This is a genomic window from Streptomyces sp. NPDC001889 (genome assembly GCF_053594535.1).
The window spans coordinates 23833-50084 of sequence record NZ_JBSFER010000028.1 but is presented as its reverse complement, the minus strand read 5'-3'; the positions used below and the strand labels follow the sequence as shown (position 1 = coordinate 50084).

The following is a 26252-nucleotide window of genomic DNA, read 5'->3' as shown; positions in this document are numbered from 1 at the left end:
CCCGAGGGACCCGCCCGTGCCGCCCCGCTCACGAGCGGACCCGGTCCGCCGCGGGCGCGGAAGCCCGCGTACGGACCCCGCGCCACAGAGCACCCGCACCGCGCGGGCCATGGTCGGGGACGAGCCCCCGGGCCCCCGTGCTTGACACCGGCGCGGCCGGGTTCCCCCGGGCTCCGGGAGACAGCTCCGGCGGGGTCGGGAACCGCCTCCGGCCACACGGCCCCGCACGGCCGGACCGGCGACCGCTCAACCGCCCCCGCGCAGTGCGGCGCGCGCCGGCAGCGGACTCGCGGCGAGCGCCAGGACGAGCACGGACGCCACCGGACGGCTTTCACAGTGGCGGTGCGACAGCAATACTGTTGCACCGCACGGCGATCCGTGACCGGCCGGGGAAAGCGAGGCGCAGGGATGGCGACCGAGGCCGAGGAGCCGACCCTCACCATCGACGAGCTGGCCGCGCGCGCCGGGGTGACCGTGCGGACCGTGCGCTTCTACGGCACCCGGGGGCTGCTGCCGCCGCCGGTGATCGGGCCACGCCGGGTCGGCCGCTACGGGCCGGGGCATCTGTCCCGGCTGGCGCTGATCGAGGAGCTTCAGCGCCAGGGCATGACGCTCGCCGCCATCGAACGCTATCTGGAGCGGCTCCCCGGGGACCTCGACGCCCACGATCTCGCCATCCACCGCGGTCTGGTCGCCGCCTGGGCCCCGGACCCCGCCGAGGAGACCTGCCGCGCCGAACTGGAGCGCCGGGCGGGCCGGCCGCTGGACGAGGAGGACATCGACCGGCTCGCGGCGATGGGCGCCCTGCGGCGCTCCGGTGAGCCGGAGCGCTACCGGGTCGATCCGGGACTGCTGCGGCTGGGGGTGCAGTTGCTGGAGGTTCCCCTGGCGCACGAGACGATCCTGGCGGCCCGCGCGGTGCTGGCGGAGCACACCCGCGCCGCCGCCCGGGAGCTGACCCGGCTCTTCCGGGACGAGGTGTGGAACCCGTACCGGGAGCGGGAGTCCGGTCCGGGGAGCGGTTCGGCCCCGATACGGCCGGTGGTGGTGCAGGCGCTGGTCACCGCGTTCCAGTGGTCGCTGCGGGAGGAGTTGCGCGGGGCCTTCGGCCCGGCGGCCGAGGAGCCGGGCTGACGGGTCCGCCGGGCACCGCCCCGGCGGACCGGCCCCGCGAGGGCGGCCCCCCGCGCCCGCCCGGCCCCGGCCGATCGGCCCCTCGACCGGCACGGCCCCCGCGATCAGCGCTCCCCGTCCTCGAACCGCTCCCCGCGCGCCGCCTTCTCCACCAGCAGCGCCGGAGGGTCGAACCGCTCCCCGTACCGCTCGGCCAGCTCCCGCGCCCGCGCGGTGAAGCCGGGGGGACCGCCCTCGTACCCGTTGATGTACTGGAGCACCCCGCCGGTCCACCCCGGGAAGCCGATCCCCAGGATCGAGCCGATATTGGCGTCGGCCACCGAGGTCAGCACCCCCTCCTCCAGACATCGCACACTGTCCAGCGCCTCGGAGAAGAGCATCCGCTCCTGGAGGTCGACGAACGGGACCGCCGCGTCGGACCGTGTGAAGTGGGAGCGCAGCCCCGGCCACAGCCCGGTCCGGCCGCCGCCGTCGTCGTAGTCGTAGAACCCCGCGCCGCCGCCGCGCCCGGTGCGCCCGAACTCGTCCACCATGCGGTCGATGACCGCGTCGGCGGGGTGGGCGGTCCAGGTGCCGCCGTCCTCCTCGGCCGCGCGCCGGGTCTCCTCGCGGATTCCGCGTGCCAGCGTGAAGGTCAGCTCGTCCATCAGCGCGAGCACCCTGGCCGGGTAGCCGGCCTGGGCCGCGGCCTGCTCGACGGAGGCGGGGTCGATGCCCTCGCCGACCATCGCCACGCCCTCGTTGATGAACCGGCCGATGACCCGCGAGGTGAAGAAGCCGCGCGCGTCGTTGACCACGATCGGGGTCTTGCCGATCAGCCGCACCAGGTCGAAGGCGCGCGCCAGGGCCGCGTCCCCGGTGCGCGGGCCCCTGACGATCTCGACCAGCGGCATGCGGTCGACGGGCGAGAAGAAGTGCAGACCGATGAAGTCGGCGGGCCGGGCGACCCCGTCGGCGAGCAGCGCGATCGGGAGAGTGGAGGTGTTGGAGCAGAGCAGCGCGTCCGGCTCGACGATTCCCTGGATCTCCTGGAAGACCTTGTGCTTGAGCGCGGTGTCCTCGAAGACCGCCTCGATCACCGTGTCGCAGCCGGCGAGGCCGGCGGGGCCGGCGGCCGGGGTGATCCGCGCGAGCAGCGCGTCCCGCTCGGCCCCGGTGGCGCGGCCCCGGGCGACGGCCTTCTCCAGCAGCCGGCGGGCGTGGTCCCGGCCGCGCTCGGCCGCCTCGGCGGACGTGTCCTTGAGCACGACCTCGATCCCGGCGCGGGCCAGCGCGTGGGCGATGCCCGCGCCCATCGTCCCGGCGCCCAGGACGGCGGCCCTGCGCACCGGGCGCGGTGCGACGCCGGCCGGGCGGCCCGCGCCGGAGTTCACGGCCCGGAGGTCGAAGAAGAATGCCTGGATCATGTTCTTGGCGGTCTGTCCGGTGACCAGTTCGGTGAAGTACCGGGCCTCGATGGTCTGCGCGGTGGCGAAGTCGACCTGGGAGCCCTCGACGGCGGCGGCGAGGATGTTGCGCGGCGCGGGGTAGGGCGCCCCGGCGGTCTGCTTCTTCAGATTCGCCGGGAAGGCGGGGAGGTCGGCGGCGAACCGGGGGCTGGCCGGGGTGCCGCCGGGGACGCGGTAGCCGGGGGTGTCCCAGGGCTGCCGGGACTCGGGGTGCGCCGCGATGAACGCGCGCGCCTTCGCCAGCATCTCCTCACGGGTGGCGGCCACCTCGTGGACCAGGCCGTGCTCCAGGGCCCGCCGGGGGGTGTACCGGGTGCCCTGGAGCAGCAGCTTGAGCAGCGCGTCGGTGATGCCGAGCAGCCGTACGGAGCGGACCACACCGCCACCCGCGGGCAGCAGCCCGAGGGTGACCTCGGGAAGGCCGAGCCGGGAGCCGGGCGCGTCGAGGGCGACGCGGTGGTGGCAGGCGAGGGCGATCTCGTAACCGCCGCCCAGCGCGCTGCCGTTGATCGCGGCGACGACCGGTACGCCGAGGGTCTCGATGCGGCGCAGGGCGTCCTTGACGGCCATGGAGGCGTCGAAGGCCCGCTGGGCGTCCCCGGGGCCGAGTCCGATCATGTCCTTGAGGTCGCCGCCCGCGAAGAAGGTCTCCTTGGCGGAGGTGACGACGATGCCCCGGATGGAGTCCCTCTCGGCCTCCGCGCGGTCGGCGACGGCGGCGACGGAGTCGCGGAACGCCTGGTTCATGGTGTTGGCGGACTGGTGGGGGTCGTCCAGGACGAGGGTGACGATCCCGCTCGTGTCCTTGCGCTCCCAGCGGATGGCGGGGCTCGCGGGAGTGTCGGGGGCGGGGCCGGGTTCTGTGGCCGACGCGGGGTCCGTGGCCGACGCGGGGTCCGTGGCCGACGTGGGGTCCGTGCTCGCCGTGGGGTCCGTGCTCGCCGTGGGGTCCGTGCTCGCCGTGGGGTCCGTGCTCGCCGTGGGGTCCGTGCTCGCGCTCATGGTGAGGTTCTCCGGGAAGTCTGGGGTCAGGGCCTCGGGTCTGCTACTGGACGCGCTCGATCACCGTCGCGATCCCCATGCCGCCCCCGACGCAGAGCGTGGCGAGACCGTACCGCTTGTCCTGCCGCTCCAGTTCGTCGACGAGCGTGCCCAGGATCATCGCACCGGTGGCGCCCAGCGGGTGCCCCATGGCGATGGCGCCACCGTTGACATTGACGATGTCCAGCGGAACGTCCAGTTCTCGGGCGAAGCGGAGCACCACCCCCGCGAAAGCCTCGTTGATCTCGATGAGGTCGATGTCGCCGATGCCGAGACCGGCCCGGGCGAGCGCCTTGCGGGTCGCGGGCGCGGGCCCGGTGAGCATGATGGTCGGCTCGGAGCCGGAGACGGCCGCGGAGACGATCCGGGCGCGGGGCGTGAGCCCGTACCGCTCCCCGGTCTCCTTCGAGCCGACGGCCACGAGCGCGGCGCCGTCGACGATGCCGGAGGAGTTGCCCGCGTGGTGGACATGGTCGATCCGCTCGACCCAGTGGTACTTCTGGAGTGCCACGGCGTCGAAGCCGCCGAGGTCGCCGATGTCCGCGAAGGAGGGCTTGAGGGCGGCGAGGGTGTCGGCGGTGGTGCCGGGGCGCACATGCTCGTCGTGGTCGAGCACGGTCAGACCGTTGCGGTCGCGGACGGGGACGAGGGAGCGTTTGAACCGGCCCTCGTTCCACGCGGCGGCGGCCCGTTCCTGGGAGAGGGCGGCGTACTCGTCGACATCGCGGCGGGTGAAGCCCTCGATGGTGGCGATGAGGTCGGCGCCGATGCCCTGGGGGACGAAGCCGACGGAGAAGTTGGTCATCGGGTCGGCGAACCAGGCGCCGCCGTCGGAGGCCATGGGCACCCGGGACATGGACTCCACCCCGCCGGCCAGCACCAGGTCCTCCCAGCCTGAGCGGACCTTCATGGCGGCCATGTTGACGGCTTCGAGACCGGAGGCGCAGAAGCGGTTCTCCTGGACGCCGGCGACGGTGTCGGGGAGACCGGCGGCGATGGCCGCGATCCGGGCGATGTCGGAACCCTGGTCGCCGACCGGGCCCACGACCCCGAGCACGATGTCGTCGATGGCGGACGGGTCGAGGCCGGGGAAGCGGTTGCGCAGTTCATGGATCAGACCGACGACGAGATCGATCGGTTTGGTGCCGTGCAGGGCGCCAGTGGCCCTGCCGCGCCCGCGCGGGGTGCGGATGGCGTCGTACACATACGCTTCGGTGCTCACGTCAGCAGCCTTTCGGGGGTGGGGAGCCGTGATGGGTCGGGCCGGACCGGCGGGTCGGCGAAGCGTCGGGGCGGCGGGCGGAGGTGGGGGGAACGGCCCTTGTCGTGCTCCTTATCCGGCGCCCGGGCCCCCGGCGCGCGGAAGGCCGCCGCCGCCCGGGAGGCCCCAGTCGCGCGCCACCTCGGCGGTGTGCGCGCCGGGCAGGGCCGGACCGGAGCGGACGGCGGCGGGGGTGGCGGAGAACCGGGGCGCCGGGGCGGGCTGGACCACCCCGCCGTGCTCGGTGAAGGTGCCCCGGGCGGCGAGGTGCGGATGGCCGGGGGCCTCGCGCAGCGACAGCACGGGTGCCACACAGGCGTCCGACCCTTCGAAGACGGCGGTCCACTCGGCGCGGGTACGGGTCGCGAACGCCTCGGCGACGGTGGCCCGCAGCTCGTCCCAGCGGGCGAAGTCCTTGCGGGCCGGGGCCCGGTCGGCGATGCCGAGAAGCCGGCTGAACTCGTCGTAGAACCGCTGTTCCAGTGCTCCCACGGCCATGTACCCGCCGTCGGAGGTCTCGTAACAGCCGTAGAAGGGGCAGCCCCCGTCGAGGAGGTTGGCGCCGCGCCGGTCCTGCCAGCCGCCGGCCGCCATCATTCCGTGGATCATGGTGGCGAGATGGGCCGCGCCGTCGACGATGGCCGCGTCGACGACCTGGCCCCTCCCGCCGTCGGAGCGGGCGTGCTGGAGCGCCGCCAGAACGCCGATGACGAGATAGAGCGAGCCGCCCGCGTAGTCGCCGAGGAGATTGGCGGGGACGGCCGGCGGTTCGTCGGAACGTCCGATCATGCCGAGGGTGCCGGTGACGGCGGTGTACGCGATGTCATGGCCGGCCCGCTCGGCCAGCGGCCCGTCCTGGCCCCAGCCGGTCATCCGTCCGTACACCAGCCGGGGGTTGCGGGCGAGGCAGTCGTCCGGCCCGACACCGAGGCGCTCGGCGACTCCGGGGCGGTATCCCTCGATCAGGATGTCGGCGCGCTCGGCCAGGTCGAGTACGTGCGAGGGCCCGTCGCCGGCCTTCAGATCGATCAGTACGGAGCGCTTGTTCCGGTTGGTGAGGTCGTGGGCCGGGTCGATGCCGAGCCCCGGCCCGCCGGGCCGGTCGACGCGGACGACATCGGCGCCGAGGTCGGCCAGGACCATGGCGGCGAAGGGGCCGGGGCCGATGCCGGCGAGCTCGACCACACGGACTCCTGTGAGAGGGCCGTTCGTGGTCGGTTCCGTGGCGTTCGTGGTCATCGGGCCCCCAGCGGTGATGTGACACAAGTGATGTAACACCAGCGATGGTAAGAACGTGTTCCACCACGGGCAAGGGGCCGGTCCGGCCGGGCGGGGTATTCACCCGCCCCCGGGGCCGCCCTCCGCCACCACGGCGGAAACCCGCTGTTGTTACCGGCGGGAAACACATCTTCTTCCGGGACGGAGGGACACGCTAGGGTCTCCCGACCGGACCGGACCGGCGAGGCCTGGGGATGGGATGTCGCGGGGCGCAGGACGGGAACGTGGGCCTCCCGGGCCGAGGGACCGGGGGTGGTCTCGCGGGGCGCGGGACGGGAGCATGGGGTCTCGCGGACCGAAGGACCGGGGTGTGGCCTCGCGGGGCGCGGTACCGGACGTGGGGCCGGGGGTGCCCTCCCGGATCGAAGGACCGGAGCATGGGGCCTCCCGGGCCGAAGGACCGGAGCATGGGGCCTCCCGGGCCGAAGGACCGGAGAGCACAAGACCTCCCCGGCCCCAGGAGCCGGGGTCTCCCCGGGCCCCAGGGCACAGGGTTGGGGTCTCCCCGGGCCCCAGGGCACAGGGTTGGGGCCTCCCCGGGCCCCCGGGCCCAGGGGAAGGTCGCGAGGCGGAGCATCGCCCCGCCGCCGTGGTCCCGTGCCCGCGCCGGAGGCCGCGACGGACGTGCGGCGCCGGGGCACGCGGGCCGGCATGACGCAGGCACAGAGACGGACGCAGACGCAGGCAGAGACACAGATACACACACGGACACAGATGTCAGAGGTCGGACATCGGACGAGGAGCCCCCGGGCTCACCCCGATCACCGCGCGGACGCCGGAGGAACCATTGGACACCCAGGACGGAACCGGTCGCGCGGAGCGCCCGTACGACATCGTGCTCTTCGGGGCGACGGGGTTCGTGGGCACGCTCACCGCCCGCTATCTCGCGGCCCACGCACCCGAGGGGTGCCGCTGGGCCATCGCGGGCCGCAGCCTCCCGAAGCTGGAGCGGCTGCGCGAGGAACTGGCCGCCGCGCACCCGCACTGCGCGGACCTCCCGCTGATCGAGGCCCGGGCTGACGATGCCCCGGCGCTGCGCCGGCTGGCCGCGTCCGCCGCGGTGGTGGCCACGACGGTGGGTCCCTATATGTGGTACGGCGAGCCCCTGGTCGCCGCCTGCGCGGAGTCCGGCACCGACTGTCTGGATCTGACCGGTGAACCCGAGTTCGTGGATCTGATGTACGTCCGGCACGACGCGCGGGCCCGTGAGACGGGGGCGCGGCTGGTCCACTCCTGCGGCTTCGACTGCGTACCGGCGGATCTGGGGGCGTACTTCACGGTCCGGGAGCTCCCGGAGGGGGTGCCGCTGACGGTGGACGGTTTCGTCAGCTCCAACGGGACCTTCTCCGGCGGGACCTTCGCCTCCGCTCTGCTGGCGATGAGCCGGTTCGCGCAGACCGCGCGGGCGGCGCGGCAGCGGCGGCTGCACGAGCCCCGGCTGATGGGGCGTCGGTCCAGGTCCCCGCTGGGCGCCCCGCGCCGCAGCCGGGAGACCGGCACCTGGGCGCTGCCGCTGCCGGTGCTCGACGGTCTGATCGTCGCCCAGTCGGGCCGGTCGCTGCCACGGTACGGCCCGGACTTCCGCTATCGGCACTACGCCACGTTCCGGTCGCTCCACATGGCGGTGGCCGGGGCCCTCGGGGTGGGCGCGCTCTTCGTCCTCGCCCAACTGCCCGCCGCCCGGCGCCGGCTCTCGGCGCGGCGCGCGCCGGGCGAGGGCCCCGATGAGCAGCGCCGGGCGAAGAGCTGGTTCACCGTGCGCTTCGTCGGCGAGGGCGGGGGGCGGACCGTGTTCACCGAGGTGTCGGGCGGTGACCCGGGGTACGACGAGACCGCGAAGATCTTCGCCGAGTCCGCGCTCTGCCTCGCCTTCGACGAACTGCCCCCCGCCTCGGGCCGGCTCACTACCGCGGCGGCGATGGGAGACGCGCTGCTGGAGCGGCTCCAGAGGGCGGGAATCCGCTTCCGGGTGGCCGCGCGGCGGTAGGGCCGGCGCCGGGGGGCAGGCCGGGCGCGCTCAGGTGACGGCCGCCGCGAGGGCCTCGCGGCAGAGCCGGTCGGCGCGGCGGGTGGTCTCGGGGAGGCGGTAGCGCGGGGTGAGCAGCAGGGTGTGGGCGCAGGCGCCGTCGAGGGTGGTGCGGTGGCCCGCCGAGACATAGACGGGCTTGACCCCGGGCTGGGTGCGCAGCGCCCGGCCCAGCTCCTCGCCGTCGCCGTCGGCGCGCAGGGCGGCGGTGTCGCCCCGGAGCGGGCCGAGCGGGCCGTGGCGGAGGAGGAAGGGGTTCTTGGCGACGCCGATGGCGGGCAGCCCGGTGAGTACGCCCAGGTGGGAGGCGAGGCCGAACCGGCGGGGGTGGGCCCGGCCGTAACCGTCGCAGACCACGAGACCGGGGTCCGAGGCGAGCGACCGCAGGGCGCCGAGCACGGCGGGGAGTTCACGGAAGGCCAGCAGTCCGGGGACGTAGGGGAAGGCGACCCTGCCGACGGCGGTGGCCTCCTCCACGACGGTGAGCGTGCGGGCGTCGAGGACGACGGCCGCCGCGGCGACGAGGTCGCGGTCGTCGTCGTAGGCCACGTCCACCCCCGTCACCAGCCCCGTCCCGGGCGCGGGCCCCGGCTCGTCCTGCACCACCCGGGCGCGCAGTTCGTCCTGGACGGCGCGGGCCTCCGCCTCGTCCGCCGGCCAGCCGGCGGGCACTTCGATGATCGTCATGGTGGGGTCAGCGTAGGGCGTGTCCGGATGCCCCCGAGGATCGGGCCCCGGCACGGCGGGGGTCGTCCCCGTACGGGACGCGGGCGGGCGAATCGGCCGCCGGGGCCGGGCGCCGCGGCTGTCGTCGCGGGCCCCGCGGGATCGCCCCGGATCGGGGTCGGGGGCCCCGGGGCGCCGCCGGAGGTGCCGTAGCCTGGCGGTCATGTTCGTACTGGAGTTGACGTACACCGCCCCCGTCGAGCGCGCCGACGCGCTGATGGAGGCGCATCTGGCCTGGCTGGACGCGCTGTACGAGGAGGGTGTGTTCATCGCGTCGGGGCGCAAGAACCCCCGGGACGGCGGGGTGGTGCTGGCCGTCGGGGACGACCGCGCGCGGATCGAGGAGATCGCGGCGGCCGACCCGTTCACGATCGGCGGGGTCTGCTCGTACCGGATCACCGAGTTCACGGCGACCCGTACCGCCCCGGCGCTCGCGCCGTACCGTCAGCGGCCCCTCTCCTAGGGAGTTTCTTCCGGGCCGGGCCGGGCCGGATCGGTGAGCGGGGTCCGGTGCCGTGGATCGCGAGGCGGGGGACGGGGCCCGTGCGCGGCGCCGGCGACGGACGACAGCGCGGCGAGGCGCGGTGCCGGGGCACAGCGAACCCGGCGAGATCCGAGAGAGACGACCCAGGGCCCTGCGTCTGGATCGGGCTGGACCAGTGAGCGGGGTCCGGTTGCCGTGCGTCGCGAGGCGGGGGACCGAGCCACCGCGGTGGGGGCCCTCCCGTGCCCGCCAGGGCACAGGGGGCCATGGGTCATGGACGACAGCGCGGCGAGGCGCGGCACCAGGGCACGCGAACCCGGCGAGATCCCGGCGAGATCCCGGCGAACGACCCTAGGCCCCGGGTTCCAGCCGCGCGACCCTGCCCTTCTCGCCCGAGGCCCAGCAGCCCGCGCCGGGACCCGCCGCGCAGTCGACGGTGTCGTACGAGCCGGTGTCGACGGTCCGCCAGTTCCCGCCGCCGTCCACCGTGAGGTCGGTGCCGGTCGGGCCGACGGCGAGCGCGGCGCGGGTGCTGTGCGGCAGCCAGGCGACCCCGGAGCGGTAGGCGGGCGGGGGTGCGGAGGAGCGGTGCCAGGTGCGGCCGCCGTCCCGGGTGACCGACGCGGCGTGCGGGGAGGGCTGCCCGGGCCGGTAGTCCCCGCCGACGGCGATGCCGTGGGCGCGGTCGCGGAAGGCGAGGGCGAAGACCCCGCGCGCCGGATCGCCCGCCGGGACGGCCGACTCGGCGGCGGTCCAGTTCAGCCCGCGGTCGGCGGAGTGGAACACGCGGGCGGTGGCACCGCCCCCGGTCGCCAGCCAGACGTCCCGGGGCCCGGAGGAGACCAGACACTGGCCGCTCGCCGCGAACCCGGCATCGCCGGGCCGGGCGGCGGGCATCCCGGCGCTGGGCAGCGCCTTCCAGGACCTGCCGCCGTCGCGGGTGGCGAGGATGCGGTACGCGCCGTCCACCGGGTCGCTCATGGCGAGGCCGTGGTGGCGGTCGAAGAAGGTGAGACAGTCGTAGAAGGCCCGGGGGTCGGGGTTGCGGAACGACTCGGTCCAGGTGTCACCGCCGTCGGTGGTGCGGTAGATCCGCGACGCGTCGCCCTCGCCGATGGCGAGCACCACGGCACGGCGGCCGTCGAACGCCTCGATGTCGCGGAACTCCAGGCCCTCCGCGCCGGGCGGGGAGACGTCGTGCCAGCCCCGGCCCGCGTCGTCGGTGCGCAGCACGGTCCCCCGGGAGCCCGCCACCCAGGCGGTGGTGCGGCTGACGGCCGCGAGGCCCCGGAAACGCGCCTCCGTGCCCGTCTCCTTGAGGCTCCACCCCGGTCCCCCGCCGGCGGTGACCGTCTCCGCCTGCGTGTCCGCGGCGGCGGAGCGCCGCGGTCCCGCGGCGTGCGCCGGTCCGGCGAGCAGGGCGGCGACGGCCGCCGCGCACACCCCCAGCGCCACCGTGCGTCTCGTCTTCCCCATGGACGTCATGGCGCTGGAAGCTAGCCCACCCGCCGTGCCCCGTCCAGGGCGCGGCGCCGGCGGGCCCCGTCCAGGGCGCGGCGCCAGCGAAGGGCGTCCCCGGCCCTCCCCGGTGACACACCTCACGCACCCGCCCGATGCACGGGACGCGCCCGCGAGGCGTCCTCAGGGGTATCAGGGGCATGTTTCAGCCAGGGAGCAGCCGGCCGGGGGTCGGCCAGGGAGAGGGAGTCGGTCGTGTCCACCGTCATCGAGCAGGCCGTCGAGGTCCGGATGGTCGCCTCCGCTCCCCTGATGGAGACCATTCCGGCGACGCTCCGGTACGACGGCGGCGACCCCTTCGCGGTACGGATCGACTTCCCCGGCCCGGCGACGACCGAGGGCACCGATGTGACCTGGGCCTTCGGCCGGGAGCTGCTGGCCGACGGCATCGAGGAGCCGGCCGGGAGCGGCGATGTGCGGGTGCGGCCCTACGGCTATGGACGCACGGTGCTGGAGTTCCACGCCGAGGAGGGGGTGGCGGTGGTCCATGTCCGCACCAGCGAGCTGCGCCGCTTTCTCCGCCGCGCCCAGGGTGTGGTGCCCGCCGGGGGTGAGCACATCGGGCTGGATCTCGACCATGGACTGGCCGAGCTGCTGCGCGACGCCCGCTGAGCCGGCCCTCCCCCGCCTCCGGCCCCCGGGCCCGCTCGCACCCCGCACCCCGTACCCCGTACCCCGTACCCCATACCTCCGACGCACCACCGCCGGCATCCCCACCGCACCCCCGCCGGCACCACCGCCGCGACAATCGCGTTGACCGGCGCCGCGCCCGCTCTCTATGGTGGAAGTGCTTCTGTTGCCGCCGATTGGAGAAGGACGTTGCTCGTCTGAGGTCCGGGACACCGTGTGCCACCGCCGTCCACGGCGTGTGCGCTCTCGCGTGCGACCTCGGCGTTCGAGCCGTTCCTTGTGGCGGAGAGCCCTCTTCCTGAGCCTCCGGGCCCTGCCCGCTCCCGTCCGTCCGCTCCCGTCCGCGTCGTGCGCCTTCCCGGTGTCTCCACCCGTTGCCCCCACCCCTTCCACGCAACCGGGAGACCCCTGTGTCAACTGTTTCCACCCATGTGCTCTGCTCCTCCCTCTCCTTCTCCTGGCCCGACGGCACGGAGGTCTTCGACGGCTTCCAGCTCGCCGTCGGCCCCGGCCGGACCGGGCTCATCGGCCTCAACGGCTGTGGCAAGTCCACCCTGCTGAAACTGATCGCCGGGGAGCTGACCCCGGCGTCCGGCAGCGTCCGCACCACCGGTGAGATCGGCTGGCTGCCGCAGAACCTGGTGCTCGACACCGCGCTGCGGGTGGACGAGGTGCTGGGGATCGCCCCCACCCGGGCCGCGCTGCACGCCATCGAGGCGGGCGACGCGAGCGAGGAGAACTTCACCGCCGTCGGCGACGACTGGGATGTGGAGGAGCGCGCCCGGGCCACGCTCGACCAGCTCGGCCTCGGCCACATCGGTCTCGACCGCACCATCGGCGAGGTCTCGGGCGGCGAGGGCGTGCTGCTGCGGCTCGCGGCGCTCCTGCTGGCCAGGCCGGATGTGCTGCTGCTCGACGAGCCGACCAACAATCTCGACCGGTACGCCCGGCGGCGGCTGTACGACGCCGTCGCCTCCTGGTCCGGCGTCATGATCGTGGTCAGCCACGACCGCGAGCTGCTGGAGCTGGTCGATCAGATCGCCGATCTGCGCCAGGGCGAGGTGGCCTGGTACGGCGGGAACCACTCCGCCTACGAGGAGGCGCTCGCCGTCGAACAGGAGGCCGCCGAACGCATGGTGCGCGTCGCCGAGGCCGATATGCAGCGGCAGAAGCGCGAACTGGAGGACGCCCAGATCACATTGGGCCGCCGCAAGCGGTACGGCCAGAAGATGTACGACAGCAAGCGCGAACCGAGGATCGTGATGAACGCGCGCAAGCGCGCGGCCCAGGAGTCGGCGGGCAAGCACCGCATCATGCACACCGAGAAGCTCAACGAGGCGAAGGAGCGGCTCAGCGAGGCGGTGTCGGCGGTCCGCGACGACGACGAGATCCGGATCGAGCTGCCGCACACCACAGTCCACCCGGGCCAGGGGGTGCTGCGGCTCGACGGCCTCGAACTGCGCTACGGAGCGCGGGTCGAGGGGCTCTTCGAGCTGCACGGCCCGGAGCGGATCGCCCTGGTCGGCCGCAACGGGGCGGGCAAGACCACCCTGCTCCGCACGATCACCGGGGAGCTGGCGCCGGTCGCGGGCGAGGCGGTGGCCCAGGTCCCGCTGCGCTTTCTGCCGCAGCGGCTCGATGTGCTCGACGACGCTCTGAGCGTGGTGGAGAACGTGGCCCGCGCCGCGCCCGCCGCGACCAACAACCGGATCAGGGCGCAGCTCGCGCGGTTCCTCTTCAAGGGCGCGCGGGCGGACCAGCCGGCCGGGACGCTCTCCGGCGGGGAGCGCTTCCGGGCGGCGCTGGCGGCGCAGCTGCTCGCGGAGCCCGCGCCCCGGCTGCTGCTGCTCGACGAGCCGACCAACAATCTGGACATGGCCAGTGTCCGCAGGCTCACGGCGGCGCTGGAGGGGTACGAGGGGGCGCTGATCGTGGCGAGCCACGATGTGCCGTTCCTGGAGTCCATCGGCATCACCCGCTGGCTGCTGCTGGACGGCGGGCTCCATGACGTCTCCGTGGAGGAGGTACGGGAGGGCCTGCTCCAGCGCCCCGCGGAGCAGCCCTGACCGGCCCGGTCGCCGTCCCCCGCCGAAGCCGGCCGGAAATCCCGACAGAAGGTGTCGGGATTATCCGGTTGGCTTCGGTGTCATGGACCGCGACATCGTCATCACCGGCGCACGGGAGAACAATCTCCGCGGCGTCTCGCTCACTCTGCCCAGGAACCGGATCACCGTCTTCACCGGAGTCTCGGGGTCGGGGAAGTCGTCCCTGGTCTTCGACACCATCGCCGTGGAGTCGCAGCGACAGCTCAATGAGACCTTCACCTCGTTCCTCAGGAACCGGCTGCCGAAGTACGAGCGCCCGCGGGCCGACGAGATCGACGAGCTGTCGGTGGCGATCGTCGTGGACCAGCGGCCCCTGGGCGGGAATGTGCGCTCCACGGTCGGCACCGCGACCGACATCCACTCGGTGATCCGGGTGCTGTTCTCGCGCCATGGCACCCCCAGCGCGGGCGAGGCGACGGCGTACTCCTTCAACGACCCCTCGGGCATGTGCCCGGAGTGCGACGGCGTGGGCAGAACCCTCCATGTCGACCCCGAGCGCGCGGTGGACCGCTCCCGGTCGCTGAACGAGGGGGCGCTGCTGCTGCCGGGGCTCACCGTGGGCGGCTGGGAGTGGCAGCTGTACGCCAACTCCGGCCTGTTCGATCTCGACAGACCACTCGGCGAGTACTCCCCCGAGGAGTGGCGGCTACTGCTCCACGGGTCGGGTTTCGCGGTGCGCATCGAGATGAAGTCGGGCTCCGCGGAGATGCAGTTCGAGGGGATCATCAACCGGTTCACCCGGATCTTCCTCAACCGCGACACCACGACCCTCTCGGAGAAGCGGCGGGAGGCCGCGGCCCGTTTCGTGGAGCAGCGGCCGTGCGGGGCGTGCGGCGGGGCCCGGCTGAACGAGGCGGCGCTCGCCACCCGGATCGACGGTCTGGGGATCGCCGACTACAGCCGGATGGAGGTGGCCGATCTGGTGCGGGTCCTCGACCGGATCGACGACCCGGTGGCCGGTCCGGTCGCCGCCGCCGCGCGGAGCCGGCTCCAGCGGCTGGTGGACATCGGACTGGGCTATCTCTCGCTGGACCGGGAGACGACCACCCTCTCGGGCGGGGAGGGCCAGCGGCTGAAGATGGTCCGCCATCTCGGCAGCGCGCTGACCGGGCTGACCTTCGTCTTCGACGAGCCGAGCACCGGGCTGCACCCGCGTGACGTGGGTCGTCTGGGCGAGCTGCTGACCCGGCTGCGGGACCGGGGCAACACGGTCCTGGTGGTGGAGCACGACCCGGATGTGATCGCGGTCGCCGACCATGTCGTCGACATGGGCCCGGGGGCGGGAGCGAGCGGCGGACGGGTCGTCTACGAGGGTCCGCCGGGTCCGCTGCGGGACGCGGACACCCTCACCGGCCGCTGTCTGCGCCGCCGCACCCCGCTGAAGGAGTCCTTCCGCTCCCCCGCCGGGTGGCTGCCGGTGACGGGCGCCGCGCTGCACAACCTGAAGGGGATCGATGTGCGCTTCCCGGCGGGGGTGCTCACGGTGGTCACCGGGGTGGCCGGCTCCGGCAAGTCGACCCTGGTGTCGGAGGTGTTCACGGCGGCGCACCCGGAGGCGGTGGTGATCGACCAGAGCGCGATCACCGCCTCCGTGCGCTCGACCCCGGCCTCCTTCCTGGGGGTGATGGACACCCTGCGGGGGCTCTTCGCGCGGGTGAACGGGGTGCGGCCGGGGCTGTTCAGCTTCAACTCGGAGGGGGCGTGCCGGGAGTGCTCGGGGCGGGGCGCGATCACCACCGATCTGGCGTTCATGGACCCGGTGACCCGGATCTGCCCGGTGTGCGGGGGGCGGCGGTTCCAGGACGAGGTGCTGGCCCTGCGGGTCGGCGGCCGATCCATCGCCGATGTCCTGGACATGACGGCGGCGGAGGCGGTGGAGTTCTTCGCCGGGGCCGCGGAGGCCGCCGGCGGCGGGTCCACCGCGCCGGCCCGGGACCGGGACCGGGCGCTGCCGAGGAAGCTGGCGGCGCTGGGCGAGGTGGGCCTCGGATATCTGGCGCTCGGACAGCCGCTGAGCACCCTCTCGGGCGGGGAGCGGCAGCGGCTCAAGCTGGCGACCCGGCTGCACCGCACGGGCAGTGTGTACGTCCTGGACGAGCCGACCACCGGTCTGCACATGGCCGATGTGGACACGCTGACCGCGCTGCTCGACCGGATGGTGGACGCGGGGAACACGGTGATCTGCGTCGAGCACAACCTGGAGGTGGTCAAGCGCGCGGACTGGATCGTCGATCTGGGTCCGGACGGCGGCAGGAACGGCGGCGAACTGGTCTTCGAGGGGACTCCCAAGGAGCTGCTGGACCACCCGGTGTCGCTCACCGCGGAGTATCTGCGGCGGGACACGGCCGGGCGCGAGGGCGGTCCGCGGGGCCGCGAGGGAGTGTGACCTGTCTCTCCGCACGCGCCCGTGCCCGGGGCCCTCGGCCCGCGCGCCCTGGCGCGCGCCCCCGTGACCTGCGGCGCATAACGGAACGTAACCGGCCGGGAGGGGCCGGCGCGCCCCGGGCAGGGGGGTCGACTTGGTCGCGCGCTTACAGCGCCCTTAACCTACGGTTTCGTAACCTACGAATCCGTAGGTAACTCTCCCGTCCCCAGGAGCATCCGTGACCATCACCTCTCCCCACCTGGGCAGCTCGGACGCGTGGACCGACGCCCGGCTGCTCCACGCCCTGGAGGAGGTCGTGGAGAAGGAACTCAACCGGCATCTGAAGGTCGCCAAGGACTGGATGCCCCACGAGTACGTCCCGTTCAGCGACGGACGCAACTTCCCCGGCCTCTTCGAGGACGGGCAGGCCTGGGAGCAGGAGCAGTCCAAGGTCACCGACATAGGCCGTATCGCCCTCGTCGTCAATCTGCTGACCGAGGACAATCTGCCCAGCTACCACCATGAGATCGCGTCCCTCTTCGGCCGTGACGGCGCCTGGGGCACCTGGGTGCACCGCTGGACCGCCGAGGAGGGCCGGCACGGCATCGTGATGCGCGACTACCTGCTGACCTCGCGCGCCGTCGACCCGGACAAGCTGGAGCAGTTCCGGATGTCGCACATGTCGGAGGGGTTCGAGTCCGACAACCGGCACTCGATGCTGCACTCGGTGGCGTACGTCGCCTTCCAGGAGCTGGCCACCCGCGTCTCGCACCGCAACACCGGCCACCAGTCGGGCGACCCCGTCTGCGACCGGATGCTGGCCCGGATCGCGACCGACGAGAATCTGCACATGGTCTTCTACCGCAACCTGCTGGGCGCGGCCTTCGAGATCGCCCCCGATCTCACCATGCGGTCCGTGCGCGATGTCGTCGTCGACTTCCGCATGCCCGGCCACGGCATCCCCGGCTTCGAGCGGGCCGCCGCGCAGATGGCGATCGGCGAGATCTACAACATGCGCATCCACCACGACGACGTCCTCGCCCCGGTGCTGCGCTTCCTGAAGGTCCTGGAGATCGACGGCCTCGGCCCCGACGGTCTCCAGGCCCAGGAGGAGCTGGGGCTGTACATGAACGGCCTCGACGCCGAGGCGGCCAAGTTCGACGAGAAGCTGGCGGCCCGCAAGGCCCGCATGGCGGCCCGGGCGGCGGGCTGACCCCGCCTTCTCACCAGCCGGTCTCCCGGTAGTCCTTCAGCACCACCCCGGCGACCGGGGAACCGGCCTCGCCCCGCACGATCGGATCGTGGATCGGGGCCGCGCCGTCGACGACATCGAGCGGGGCACGGGTCCCGGCCGCCGCGATCCACGCCCTGCGCGGCGCCGGGTTCTCATCGGTGATCCAGCCGGTGTCCACACCGCACATGCAGACCCCCTGGACGGCGAGCCGCGCCGCGCTCGTGCGCGTGAGCATATTGAGCGCGGCCTCGTCCGGCTCGGGCTCCGGCTCCAGCTCCGGCGCCGTCTCGCTCTCGCGCAGAACGGGGTCGAGCGCCCGGTCGGCGCGGCCGACGGCGGCCATCGGGGTGTAGCCGGGCGGGAGCGCACCGCGCTCACCGGCCGCCGGCCGGGCACAGGAGGCGGCCGGACGGCGGATCGTCTGCGCCGCGTTGTTGACGAGGATGTCCAGCGGCCGGCCCGCCGCGCGCAGCCGCTCGCACACCCCGATCACCTGCCGGGGATCACGCAGACCGACGGCGACGACGGTGAGCCGGTCCAGCCGGCGCTCGCTGCCCGGGACCGCCCGGAAGCGCGCGAGGGTGTCCTGCGGGAAGCGGCTGGTGACCAGGGTCTCGGCGCCGTCCCTCAGCATCATCAGGGCGAGCCGGAAGCCGATCTTCACCCGCCCGCCGGTGAGCAGGACCCGGCGGCCCGTCAGATCCGTCGACAGCCCTCGGCGCGCGGTGTTGTCGGAGGCGCAGGCCGGGCAGAGCAGATGGCAGAAGCCGTCCGTGTGCCAGTACAGCTCCTCGTGGACAGAGCAGCGGCGGGGGCGCGCGAGGACACCGGGTGTCCCGGCCCCGGCGGGCAGCGGCGCGTCCTCCCGGCGGTCCAGCCCGCCGGTGACGGTGCCCGCCACCACCCCGGCGTCCGCGTCCCGGCGCAGGCGCCGCAGCTCCCTGCGCCGTCTGTTGCGGCTCTCCCGCGCGAAGGACGAGGCCACCTCCTCGCCCAGCCGCCTGGACGGTCCGCTCGAAAGCGGCCAGTTCGTCGGTGGTGATCTGATGTCCATGGTGCTCCGCTCCCGGGTTTCTCCCGGTGATTCTCATAACCGATGGTCCGGGAGGGCATCCGGATAAACCACCACTCGTCCGGGTGACGCCGGTTGCGGCTCCGGGCTGATGATCTGTCAGGGTGTGCTGCCATGGATCTCCAGGTGGACACCGAGGAACTGGGGCGCCTCGCGCGCGCCCTGGAGCGGTCGCTGTCATCGCTGGCCGAGGCGCGCTCCGCGCTCCGGCGGGCGCGGGCGGACCAGTTGGGCACCGGCCGTCTCGACCGGGCCTGCGACGGCTTCCAGGAGCGCTGGGCCCACGGAGCGGAGCGGTTACGGGACCGGATCGCGTCGATCGACGACGGGGTGCGGCTCAGCCACCGCGGCTACGCCGAGGTCGACACGGCCGTCGAGGACTCCTTCCGCCCGGCGCCCGGCCATGGCTGACCACCCCCACCTGGGCTGGGACCCGGCCCCCGGCAGCCCGCCCGCCATCGCGGCGCTGCGCACCTCGCTCACCGCCTCCGCGACGGCCCTCGCCACCGCCCACCGCCTGGTGACCCGCCTCCTCACCGAGACGTCCTCCTGGCGGGGCGAGGCCGCCGAGGCCTTCCGCGCCGCCCTCGACGGCGACCTCCCCCGCCGCCTCGACCAGGCCCACCGCTCCCTCGCCCGGGCGGCCCGCGAACTCTCCCGCTGGCACGACGACCTGCTCGCCTTCCAGTCCACGGCCCGCGCGTACGACACCCGCGCCCGGCGTGCCCAGCAGTCCCTCACCCGCGCCCGCACCCACGAACACCACCTCCGCTCCACCCCCACCACCCCGGAAGCCGACCTCCGCACCGCCTCATCCGCCGTGGCGGACGCCCTGGCGGAACTGGAGGGGGTGCGGAGGCTGGCGCGCGAACTGGAGGGGGAGCACGAGGCGGCGGCGGGGAGGGTGGCGAAGGGGATGGAGGAGGCGGGGGTGGGGGTGGAAGGGGAGGAGGAGGGGGTGCTGGACAAGGTTCTGACCTGGGTCGACGACAACTTGGGTGACGCCTTGAGCCTGTTGTCGGCCTCCCTGGGGCTCTTCGCCGTCTTCATCGCGGCCCCGGTCGCCGTACCCCTGCTCTTCGCTGCCGCGGGGCTGAGCCTTGCCGCGCTCGTCTCGCACGCTTCCGACCCGGAGCACAGAGCCGCCCTCAGCGGCGGACTCAGGCAGGGCAGGTTCGATGGTCAGTTCTGGTCCAGCGCGGTGACTCTCGGCGGTGACGCCCTGGGGACACTTCCCGGCGTGGGGGCTGTCGCGCACGGAGCCAAGAGCATGGTCAACACGACCCGATCGGGTATCGCGGCCGACGAGGGGGCGTCGGTGAGTCTTCGAAATGGCGTACGGGCCTTCGGGACCGGCTCGTCCGAGGCGATGCACCAGATCAACGAGGCACCGAAGCCGGTACTGGACTGGGTGGTCCGGAGAACCAGCCCTCGCGTGGAAGTGCCCCTGCAGGCGGGCGTCGCGGGCAGTGCCGTGGTAACCGCAGGAGTCGGGCTCACCCCGGCTGAGGACAGTGACGGCGCCAAGACCGCGGCGACCGGCGTTGACGGTGCCCGGATCGCCGCGTCCGACGCACCGAGCGCCGGCCTCAACGCGGCTCGCATCTGGGCCCAGCTGACGAGATAGGACCAAACGACATGCCACCCGCTCCTTCTGCCGAATCCCGGTGCGAGCCTTGTTGGTTCGGCCTGCCACCGGGATTCGTCGACCTCCCCCACGATGACGTGAGCGAGGTGAAGGAGCGCATGAAACATGACATTCTGGCACTGCCTCTTCCCTCCCACGTCCGTGACCAGTACACGCGCGCAGCCGAAGTGCTCAGCGGACTACTCGAAGATCTATGCGGACAAGGAGTCATGCACTTCGCCTTCGGCCTCCACTCAGGAGGAGCTCAGAGGGTCTCCATGTCGGTCCTGACCCTGTCGGAGATCTGCACCAGCCTGATGACAAGCAACCTGGCCGCTGCGCAGTGCGCGATTCATCTCGTACGGAATCCCCTGGGCGCCATTCTCCGGCGCGACCTCGTGGACCTGCCGTGCAAGGCACCAGCGGCACTGGTGACGTGCCTTCTCCCGGTTCCGTCGCTGGAGATCGGTCCCGCGAGAATCCCCGCCCGCAGCGATGGTGTCTTCCAGGCACGGCTGGCGGTCGGGCGCCCCGCCAGTTCACGTGTGATCCTCGTCGACCTCACCACCGCATCGACTGATCTCTCGGAGGAGTACACCGAGATCGTGCTCGGGATCGGCCGTACTCTGCGCTTCACCGACCCCGTCGCACGACCGACTGGGCCACGGCCCAGGAGCCGACTCTCGGAGATGTAACCCGTCATGTGTCGCGGAATGCCCACCAGGGAGCAGCCGGCCTTCGCCCATGCGCCAACGGCAGCGGGGTACCGCCGGCTCGTGGCAGGACGAAGGCTCGGCGTCGCCGCGGCTCTCGGCGTACCGGCCGCGCTCATCTGGGCCGCAGAGCTCACTGCCTTCCCTGACGAAGCGATTCCGCTCCTCGCCGTGGCGCTTCTGGCCAGCCCCTTCCCTCTGCTGGTCTCAGTTCTCGCCCTGATTCACACGCCCAGGACCGCGCGCGTTCTCCAGTGCTACGCGTGGCGGTCCTATCCCTGTCGCTACCCGCAGGGGAGTCAGAGGCGGAGCTTCGCCATCGCCGTCACCGTCGCGCCCGGGGAGGAGATCCTGCTCCGGACCACGCCGTACCGGCGCGGCCTCGGGCGCAGGCGGAGCGATCGGCTGGACACCATCTGGTTCGCGGGCGACCCCGCAGCGGGAGGCGTCCTCTCGCCGGTCGGCGGGGCCCGTCCCGTCAGGGCCCTGCGCACGGCCCTCTGGGAGAGCGGGGCACAGGTACCGCCCGCCGACGCCCAGGCCGAGCGGGCGGGTCTGGCGAGAGAGGGGCGATTCGTGCGGCGCTGGTTCTGAGAACGTCAGCCGCGCCCCCTCCGCAGCACATCACGCTCCTGCTCCGACATCCCACCCCACACCCCGAACTTCTCGTCATGCCTCAGCGCGTACTCCAGGCACTCCACCCGCCCCTCACAAGCCCCGCACAGCCGCTTCGCCTCCCGTGTCGAGGACCCCGGGGCCGGGAAGAAGAACTCGGGGCCCGTCTGGGCGCACAGGGCCGTCTCCTGCCAGGAGAGGTCGTCGTCGGTGGTGGTCGTGGTGTTGGTCGGCATACCCGACACCCTCCCTCGCACCGATAAACGCCGGATCAATGACCCATCAACACCCTGCTGGAGCGCCCCGCGCCCTCCCGCGCCCGCGCACCCTCACCCCTCCCCCTGCATCACCGCGAACCGCGGGCCCCACGGGTCCGACAGCTGGGCGAAGCGGCCCACGCCCTGGAGGTCGACAGGGGGTGTGATGAGCGTGGCGCCGGTGGAACCGGCGCGGGTGACGGTGGCGTCGCAGTTCTGGACGGCGAAGTAGGGGAGCCAGTGGGGGGTGGTCCCGGAGGAGGTGGCGGCGAGGGGGACCAGGCCGGCGAACATCGCCTCCGGGGACTCGCCCGCCGGGTGGGTCATGGTGTAGGAGCCGGAGCCGTCGGGGTAGGGGACGGCGGTGGTCTCCCAGCCGAAGACCTCGGTGTAGAAGGCCAGATCGGCGTCCGGGTCCGGGGTGTACAGCTCCAGCCAGCACAGGGCGCCGGGGGCGTTCACCACGTCGAGGCCCTTGGTCAGGGCCGGCTGCCAGATGCCGAAGCCGACGCCCGCGCGGTCCGCGAGGACCGCCATGCGGCCCCGGTCGAAGACATCCATCGGTTCGACGACCACCGTGCCGCCGGCCCGGCGCACCGCTTCCGCCGTGGCGGCGGCGTCGGCCGACTGGAAGTAGATGTTCCAGGCGGGCGGGCCCTGCTCCGGCGGGACGGTCATGCCCGCCGCCGCGGTGCCGCCGTCCAGCGTGAACATTCCGTAGCCGCCCGCCTCCGGCCCGGCGGACGCGAAGGTCCAGCCGAAGATCCCGGCGTAGAAATCGGTCGCGGCCTCCAGATCCGGTGTCCCCAGATCGAGCCAGTTCGGGGAGCCGGTGACATAACGCGTGGTGAGCATGGTGCGCTCCTTCGCGGGGTCCCGTTCGTCTCCCTGTCGAGTCTGCTATCGATGCCCGGGGCCCGCATCCCTGGGGGCCGGGCGCGGCTGTGCGCCGGGCGCGTGCTCCCGGGCGCGGTGCGGCTCGTACCCCGGGATCGTGCCGTCGGGCTTGGCCACCAGGAGGAGCCCGGCCATCCCCATGTCCGAGTGGCTCTGGACATGGCAGTGGTACATCCACGCGCCCGCGCCCGCGTTCTCGCCCGCGATGATCTGGAAGCCGAAGGAGTCCGCCGGGCCGGTGATCTTGTTGTCGATGACCCTGCTGACATCGCCGGGGCCGCTGAGCAGGCCCGTTCTGTTGTCCGCCCAGCGGTGCCCATGGATATGGAACGTGTGGTACAGCTCACCGTGCGTGATCATGATGATCTCGACACGGTCACCGACCGTGACCCGGAAGTCGGGACCCGTGTGGCCGGGCTTGTTGTTGATCGTCATGTCGTTGAAGACGATGGTGCACTGGTGGTCGGGGAGCGGATCGCCCTGGCGGCGGACGACCACCGGACCGTACAGGCCCTTGCGGATGCCGCCCGTGCCGTGGTCCGTGCCCACGACATGGTCGTGGTAGTGCCAGTAGCCGGCGCTCCCGGCGCGCCAGGTGCCGTCCGCGCGGCGGCCGGGGAGGTGGGTGCGCCAGGTGTACGTACGGGTCGCGCCGGGTTCCACATGGCTGCGACTCATCCGGGTGCCGTCGTTGGCGATGTCGTAGTCGACGCCGTGGACATGCAGGCTGACCGGCACGTCCAGGGTGTTCTCGAACTCGATGTGGAGGGTGTCGCCCTCGGTCAGTTCGATCAGCGGGCCGGGGACGGACGCCTTGCCCTTCTCCAGGCCGTACCCCATCCCGCCGTCGGCGAGCTTCTCCGCGTAGAGCTTCATATGGCGTATCCGGCCGCCCGCCGGGGCGGTCCTCAGGCCGCCGGCGGCGGCGGGAGCGCCCCGCGCCCCGGGGGCGGTGGCGAGCGACAACGATGTCGTCCCCGTCGCCGCCACCGCTCCCCCGGCCAGCAGCCGGCGGCTGAAGCCCCGTCTGTCCATGCCCTGACCACGACCCTCGCCCATGCCGGACTCTCCACTCCGCTCGGGGAGATGACGGGGCTCACCCCCGGGAACGGCCATACGGTAGCCGGGCGACCAGCGTTTTTCCACACTCAGGACAAAGTTCGTTCTTTTCCGGCTCCACCTCTTGGCGGAACCGGCGAACAGGTCTAACTTCCAAGGCTGTTGCTGTGACCACAGAGGGGTGGGTGACCATATGCACCGCACACCGCGTCGCGGGCCGAGATCCCCGGGACGCCCGGTGGCGGCGGTCCTGGGGGCCGGCGCACTGATCGTCTCGCTGCTCGGCGGGGGTGCGTCCGCGTCCGCGCAGGAGCCGCCGGAGCCGCCGGACCCGAAGAAGACAACGTTGTCCCTGCCCTCGCCGCCCGGCGGGCGCGCCGTGCGGGTGCTGGTCTTCCACGGCTCCGCCGGAGCCGAGTCGCCCACCGTGGACGCCGGGATCGCGGCGATCGAGTCCATCGGTCTGACCGGCCCGGCCGCCGGGCGGTTCGCCACCGTGGCGACCGACGACGCCGCCGTGTTCACCGACGCCCGGCGGCTCGGCCGGTTCAACGCGGTGGTCTTCCTCACCGGGGGCGGCGATGTGCTCGACCCGGAGCAGGAGGCGGGTCTGGAGTCGTACATGGAGGCCGGCGGGGGCTTCCTGGGCATCCATGACGCGGCCAGGACCGAACCGTACTCCGACTGGTTCACCGGGCTGGTCGGCGCCCGGCCGGCCGGGGCCGCGAGCACGGTGCAGCGCGCGGTGGTGGAGGTCGGCGACCGCCGGCACCCGGCCACCGCGTCGCTGCCGCTCCAGTGGAAGCGGCCGGACAAGTGGTTCAACTGGGCGGCCAACCCGTCCGGCGGCGTCCACACGGTCGCCCGGCTGCGGGAGAGTTCGTACACCCCGGCGGCGGGGGCGAACGGCTGGGACCACCCCATCTCCTGGTGCCGCGACTACGACGGCGGGCGCTCGTTCTACACCGGGATGGGCGGCACCGCCGACAGCTTCGCCGAGACCGGCTTCCGCGACCATCTGCGCGGCGCGCTCGCCTGGACCTCCCGGCTCGCGCGGGCCGACTGCAAGGCCACCATCACCTCCCACTACACGGCCGAGCGGGTCACCCGGCCCAACCAGCCGGGGCAGAACGACCAGATCGGCGAGCCGCACGGACTGACCGTCTCCCCCGACGGCACCGTCTTCTCCATCGGGCGCGGCGGCTCGGACGGAAGTGTTCCGGTCGTCACCGACTGGAACAGCCCCGACGTCGGCAGGGGCCGGGGCGAGATCCATGTGTACGACCCGGCCACCCGGGAGGTGACCCTGGCCGGGGCGCTGACCGTCTTCGGCAACAAGGGCGGCGGGGACGAGCTGACCAAGAACGAGGAGGGTCTGCTCGGGATCGAGCTGGACCCGCGCTTCGCCTCCAACGGCTGGGTGTATCTGCATTACACCCCGCACGAGCGGATCGACCGCGAGAAGCGGATCGGCGACCGGCGGGTCTCCCGCTTCACCTGGGACCGCACCACCCGCCGGCTGGACCCCGCCAGCGAGAAGGTGCTGCTCTCCTGGCCGGTGCAGCTCCACAGCTGCTGCCACGCGGGCGGCGGGATGGCCTTCGACTCCCGGGGCAATCTGTACATCGCGACCGGCGACAACAACTCATCCGGCTTCAGCGGCGGCTACTCGGGCAACAACCCCCTCCCCACCTACCGGGGCACCGCCTTCGCCGACGCCCGCCGCACCTCGGGCAACACCAACAACCTCAACGGGAAGATCCTCCGCGTCCACCCCGAGGACGACGGCACTTACACCCTCCCCGAGGGGAATCTCTTCACCGGCCGGGAGCCCGACGAGGGCGGTGGGAAGACCCGTGGCGAGATCTATGTGATGGGGGTCCGCAACCCCGCCCGGATCTTCGTGGACCGGACGACCGACATCCTGTACGCGGGGTGGGTGGGCCCGGACGCCGGGGCGCCGTCGACGACCTGGGGCCCCGCCAAGTACGACACCTTCGCGGCGATCACCCGGGCGGGCAACCACGGCTGGCCGTTCTGCATGGGCAACAACCAGCCCTACCGTGACCGCAATCTGCCGGACCCGGCCACACCGCTCGGCTGGTACGACTGCTCCGCGCCGAGGAACGAGTCGCCGCACAACGACGGCCTGGTGAAGGTGCCGCCGGTGACGCCGAACACCATCTGGTACGCGCCCCAGGGCGGCGCCCCGGACTTCCCGCGCGACGCGGCCGGCGTGCCCAGCTACCGGGAGTCCGAGCAGAAGCTGCTGCTGCCCTGGCTCAAGGGCGGCGGGCAGGCCACCATGAACGGCCCGGTCTACCGCCACGACGGGTCGAGCACGAGCGCGGTGCGGTGGCCCCCGTACTGGGACGGCAAGTGGTTCGTCGGGGACTTCTACGACGGGGACCAGCCCCGGCACGCGGTGCTGACCGACCCCGCGACGGTGGGCAGGGGCGGTCTCCCGGTGCACGCGGAGTCCCTGAAGAAGATCGTCCCGGTCGGGGCGAACGGCATCCGCAACCTCATGGACTGGAAGTTCGCGCCCGACGGCTCGCTCTACGTCCTGGACTACGGGCGCGGGTTCTTCACCTCCGACTCCCGCTCGGCGCTGTGGCGGATCACCTATCACGGCGGCGGGGCGACCCCGGCCGCCGACGGCCTGGCGCGGAAGGCGGCGGTCCGATGAGCGGTGGTCCGATGAGCGGTGGTCCGATGAGCGGTGGTCCGATGAGTCCCGGCCCGGCGAATCGGGGCCGGGG

21 protein-coding genes are annotated in these 26252 nt (G+C 73.2%); 12 read left to right on the top strand and 9 right to left on the bottom strand.

The window, feature by feature from the left end:
* Nucleotides 1–408: 408 nt before the first annotated feature.
* On the top strand, nucleotides 409–1134 hold the full coding sequence (locus ACWCRA_RS29275; protein ID WP_351556651.1) for a MerR family transcriptional regulator: 726 nt from the start codon (nucleotides 409–411) through the stop codon (nucleotides 1132–1134).
* Nucleotides 1135–1238: 104 nt separating this feature from the next.
* Here the strand turns inward: ACWCRA_RS29275 and ACWCRA_RS29270 are convergent, their stop codons facing one another.
* The 3 genes from ACWCRA_RS29270 to ACWCRA_RS29260 form a co-directional block, all read right to left on the bottom strand.
* A complete protein-coding gene (locus ACWCRA_RS29270) occupies nucleotides 1239–3584 on the bottom strand; it encodes a 3-hydroxyacyl-CoA dehydrogenase NAD-binding domain-containing protein (RefSeq protein WP_451069026.1) in 2346 nt (781 codons plus the stop codon).
* A 43-nt stretch (nucleotides 3585–3627) separates the two neighbouring features.
* The gene (locus ACWCRA_RS29265) at nucleotides 3628–4845 is read right to left on the bottom strand and encodes an acetyl-CoA C-acetyltransferase (protein ID WP_351556645.1); all 1218 of its coding nucleotides are present in this window, start codon (nucleotides 4843–4845) and stop codon (nucleotides 3628–3630) included.
* A gap of 111 nt (nucleotides 4846–4956) precedes the next feature.
* Entirely contained in the window at nucleotides 4957–6123 is a 1167-nt protein-coding gene (locus ACWCRA_RS29260) for a CaiB/BaiF CoA transferase family protein (protein ID WP_351556642.1), read from the bottom strand.
* 826 nt (nucleotides 6124–6949) lie between these two features.
* Between ACWCRA_RS29260 and ACWCRA_RS29255 the strand changes: the two genes are divergently transcribed.
* Nucleotides 6950–8149, top strand: a complete 1200-nt coding sequence (locus ACWCRA_RS29255) for a saccharopine dehydrogenase family protein (RefSeq protein WP_351556638.1) — start codon at nucleotides 6950–6952, stop codon at nucleotides 8147–8149.
* Between the two features lie 30 nt (nucleotides 8150–8179).
* On the opposite strand, the gene ACWCRA_RS29250 is transcribed toward ACWCRA_RS29255, so the two are convergent.
* Nucleotides 8180–8875 (bottom strand): endonuclease V, encoded by a 696-nt coding sequence (locus tag ACWCRA_RS29250; protein WP_351556636.1) that lies wholly within the window; start codon nucleotides 8873–8875, stop codon nucleotides 8180–8182.
* 202 nt (nucleotides 8876–9077) lie between these two features.
* On the opposite strand from ACWCRA_RS29250, the gene ACWCRA_RS29245 reads away from it, so the two are divergent.
* The gene (locus tag ACWCRA_RS29245) at nucleotides 9078–9377 is read left to right on the top strand and encodes a YciI family protein (RefSeq protein ID WP_351556634.1); all 300 of its coding nucleotides are present in this window, start codon (nucleotides 9078–9080) and stop codon (nucleotides 9375–9377) included.
* A 372-nt stretch (nucleotides 9378–9749) separates the two neighbouring features.
* Here ACWCRA_RS29245 and ACWCRA_RS29240 read toward each other — a convergent pair whose 3' ends face one another.
* The gene (locus tag ACWCRA_RS29240) at nucleotides 9750–10883 is read right to left on the bottom strand and encodes a WD40/YVTN/BNR-like repeat-containing protein (RefSeq protein ID WP_351556631.1); all 1134 of its coding nucleotides are present in this window, start codon (nucleotides 10881–10883) and stop codon (nucleotides 9750–9752) included.
* Nucleotides 10884–11111: 228 nt separating this feature from the next.
* On the opposite strand from ACWCRA_RS29240, the gene ACWCRA_RS29235 reads away from it, so the two are divergent.
* From ACWCRA_RS29235 to ACWCRA_RS29220, 4 genes are all read left to right on the top strand, one after another.
* A complete protein-coding gene (locus ACWCRA_RS29235) occupies nucleotides 11112–11528 on the top strand; it encodes a spore wall synthesis regulator SsgD (protein WP_351556628.1) in 417 nt (138 codons plus the stop codon).
* A 428-nt stretch (nucleotides 11529–11956) separates the two neighbouring features.
* Entirely contained in the window at nucleotides 11957–13612 is a 1656-nt protein-coding gene (locus ACWCRA_RS29230) for an ABC-F family ATP-binding cassette domain-containing protein (protein WP_351556625.1), read from the top strand.
* A gap of 82 nt (nucleotides 13613–13694) precedes the next feature.
* On the top strand, nucleotides 13695–16037 hold the full coding sequence (locus ACWCRA_RS29225; protein ID WP_351556622.1) for an excinuclease ABC subunit UvrA: 2343 nt from the start codon (nucleotides 13695–13697) through the stop codon (nucleotides 16035–16037).
* A gap of 217 nt (nucleotides 16038–16254) precedes the next feature.
* Nucleotides 16255–17229, top strand: coding sequence for an acyl-ACP desaturase (locus ACWCRA_RS29220; protein ID WP_351556619.1), 975 nt, complete (start codon nucleotides 16255–16257; stop codon nucleotides 17227–17229).
* A gap of 10 nt (nucleotides 17230–17239) precedes the next feature.
* On the opposite strand, the gene ACWCRA_RS29215 is transcribed toward ACWCRA_RS29220, so the two are convergent.
* Nucleotides 17240–18304 (bottom strand): SDR family NAD(P)-dependent oxidoreductase, encoded by a 1065-nt coding sequence (locus ACWCRA_RS29215; protein ID WP_451069025.1) that lies wholly within the window; start codon nucleotides 18302–18304, stop codon nucleotides 17240–17242.
* 132 nt (nucleotides 18305–18436) lie between these two features.
* Between ACWCRA_RS29215 and ACWCRA_RS29210 the strand changes: the two genes are divergently transcribed.
* From ACWCRA_RS29210 to ACWCRA_RS29195, 4 genes are all read left to right on the top strand, one after another.
* Nucleotides 18437–18733 (top strand): hypothetical protein, encoded by a 297-nt coding sequence (locus tag ACWCRA_RS29210; protein ID WP_451069024.1) that lies wholly within the window; start codon nucleotides 18437–18439, stop codon nucleotides 18731–18733.
* Nucleotides 18726–19949 carry a hypothetical protein gene (locus ACWCRA_RS29205; RefSeq protein ID WP_451069023.1) on the top strand — a complete coding sequence of 408 codons (1224 nt, stop codon included), beginning with the start codon at nucleotides 18726–18728 and terminating at the stop codon, nucleotides 19947–19949. The genes ACWCRA_RS29210 and ACWCRA_RS29205 overlap by 8 nt, the downstream gene beginning before the upstream one ends.
* 278 nt (nucleotides 19950–20227) lie before the next feature.
* On the top strand, nucleotides 20228–20644 hold the full coding sequence (locus tag ACWCRA_RS29200; RefSeq protein WP_351556610.1) for a hypothetical protein: 417 nt from the start codon (nucleotides 20228–20230) through the stop codon (nucleotides 20642–20644).
* An 81-nt stretch (nucleotides 20645–20725) separates the two neighbouring features.
* Nucleotides 20726–21256, top strand: coding sequence for a hypothetical protein (locus tag ACWCRA_RS29195; RefSeq protein WP_451069022.1), 531 nt, complete (start codon nucleotides 20726–20728; stop codon nucleotides 21254–21256).
* Between the two features lie 5 nt (nucleotides 21257–21261).
* On the opposite strand, the gene ACWCRA_RS29190 is transcribed toward ACWCRA_RS29195, so the two are convergent.
* The 3 genes from ACWCRA_RS29190 to ACWCRA_RS29180 all read right to left on the bottom strand — a co-directional run bounded on the left by ACWCRA_RS29190 (nucleotide 21262) and on the right by ACWCRA_RS29180 (nucleotide 23466).
* Nucleotides 21262–21513 carry a WhiB family transcriptional regulator gene (locus ACWCRA_RS29190; RefSeq protein ID WP_351556604.1) on the bottom strand — a complete coding sequence of 84 codons (252 nt, stop codon included), beginning with the start codon at nucleotides 21511–21513 and terminating at the stop codon, nucleotides 21262–21264.
* Nucleotides 21514–21606: 93 nt separating this feature from the next.
* Complete coding sequence (locus tag ACWCRA_RS29185; protein WP_451069021.1) at nucleotides 21607–22389, bottom strand: VOC family protein; 783 nt, start codon at nucleotides 22387–22389, stop codon at nucleotides 21607–21609.
* A 45-nt stretch (nucleotides 22390–22434) separates the two neighbouring features.
* Nucleotides 22435–23466: a multicopper oxidase domain-containing protein gene (locus tag ACWCRA_RS29180; RefSeq protein ID WP_351556656.1), complete on the bottom strand. Its 1032-nt coding sequence runs from the start codon at nucleotides 23464–23466 to the stop codon at nucleotides 22435–22437.
* 217 nt (nucleotides 23467–23683) lie between these two features.
* On the opposite strand from ACWCRA_RS29180, the gene ACWCRA_RS29175 reads away from it, so the two are divergent.
* Entirely contained in the window at nucleotides 23684–26179 is a 2496-nt protein-coding gene (locus ACWCRA_RS29175) for a ThuA domain-containing protein (RefSeq protein ID WP_451069020.1), read from the top strand.
* Nucleotides 26180–26252: the final 73 nt, after the last annotated feature.

Bases quoted from the DNA above. Each gene is read 5' to 3' on its own strand.
- ACWCRA_RS29275 (WP_351556651.1), top strand. From the start codon at position 409: ATGGCGACCGAGGCCGAGGAGCCGACCCTCACCATCGACGAGCTGGCC.
- ACWCRA_RS29270 (WP_451069026.1), bottom strand. From the start codon at position 3,584: ATGAGCGCGAGCACGGACCCCACGGCGAGCACGGACCCCACGGCGAGC.
- ACWCRA_RS29260 (WP_351556642.1), bottom strand. From the start codon at position 6,123: ATGACCACGAACGCCACGGAACCGACCACGAACGGCCCTCTCACAGGA.
- ACWCRA_RS29250 (WP_351556636.1), bottom strand. From the start codon at position 8,875: ATGACGATCATCGAAGTGCCCGCCGGCTGGCCGGCGGACGAGGCGGAG.
- ACWCRA_RS29245 (WP_351556634.1), top strand. From the start codon at position 9,078: ATGTTCGTACTGGAGTTGACGTACACCGCCCCCGTCGAGCGCGCCGAC.
- ACWCRA_RS29240 (WP_351556631.1), bottom strand. From the start codon at position 10,883: ATGACGTCCATGGGGAAGACGAGACGCACGGTGGCGCTGGGGGTGTGC.
- ACWCRA_RS29225 (WP_351556622.1), top strand. From the start codon at position 13,695: ATGGACCGCGACATCGTCATCACCGGCGCACGGGAGAACAATCTCCGC.
- ACWCRA_RS29215 (WP_451069025.1), bottom strand. From the start codon at position 18,304: ATGGACATCAGATCACCACCGACGAACTGGCCGCTTTCGAGCGGACCG.
- ACWCRA_RS29210 (WP_451069024.1), top strand. From the start codon at position 18,437: ATGGATCTCCAGGTGGACACCGAGGAACTGGGGCGCCTCGCGCGCGCC.
- ACWCRA_RS29205 (WP_451069023.1), top strand. From the start codon at position 18,726: ATGGCTGACCACCCCCACCTGGGCTGGGACCCGGCCCCCGGCAGCCCG.
- ACWCRA_RS29200 (WP_351556610.1), top strand. From the start codon at position 20,228: ATGTCGGTCCTGACCCTGTCGGAGATCTGCACCAGCCTGATGACAAGC.
- ACWCRA_RS29190 (WP_351556604.1), bottom strand. From the start codon at position 21,513: ATGCCGACCAACACCACGACCACCACCGACGACGACCTCTCCTGGCAG.
- ACWCRA_RS29185 (WP_451069021.1), bottom strand. From the start codon at position 22,389: ATGCTCACCACGCGTTATGTCACCGGCTCCCCGAACTGGCTCGATCTG.
- ACWCRA_RS29180 (WP_351556656.1), bottom strand. From the start codon at position 23,466: ATGGACAGACGGGGCTTCAGCCGCCGGCTGCTGGCCGGGGGAGCGGTG.
- ACWCRA_RS29175 (WP_451069020.1), top strand. From the start codon at position 23,684: ATGCACCGCACACCGCGTCGCGGGCCGAGATCCCCGGGACGCCCGGTG.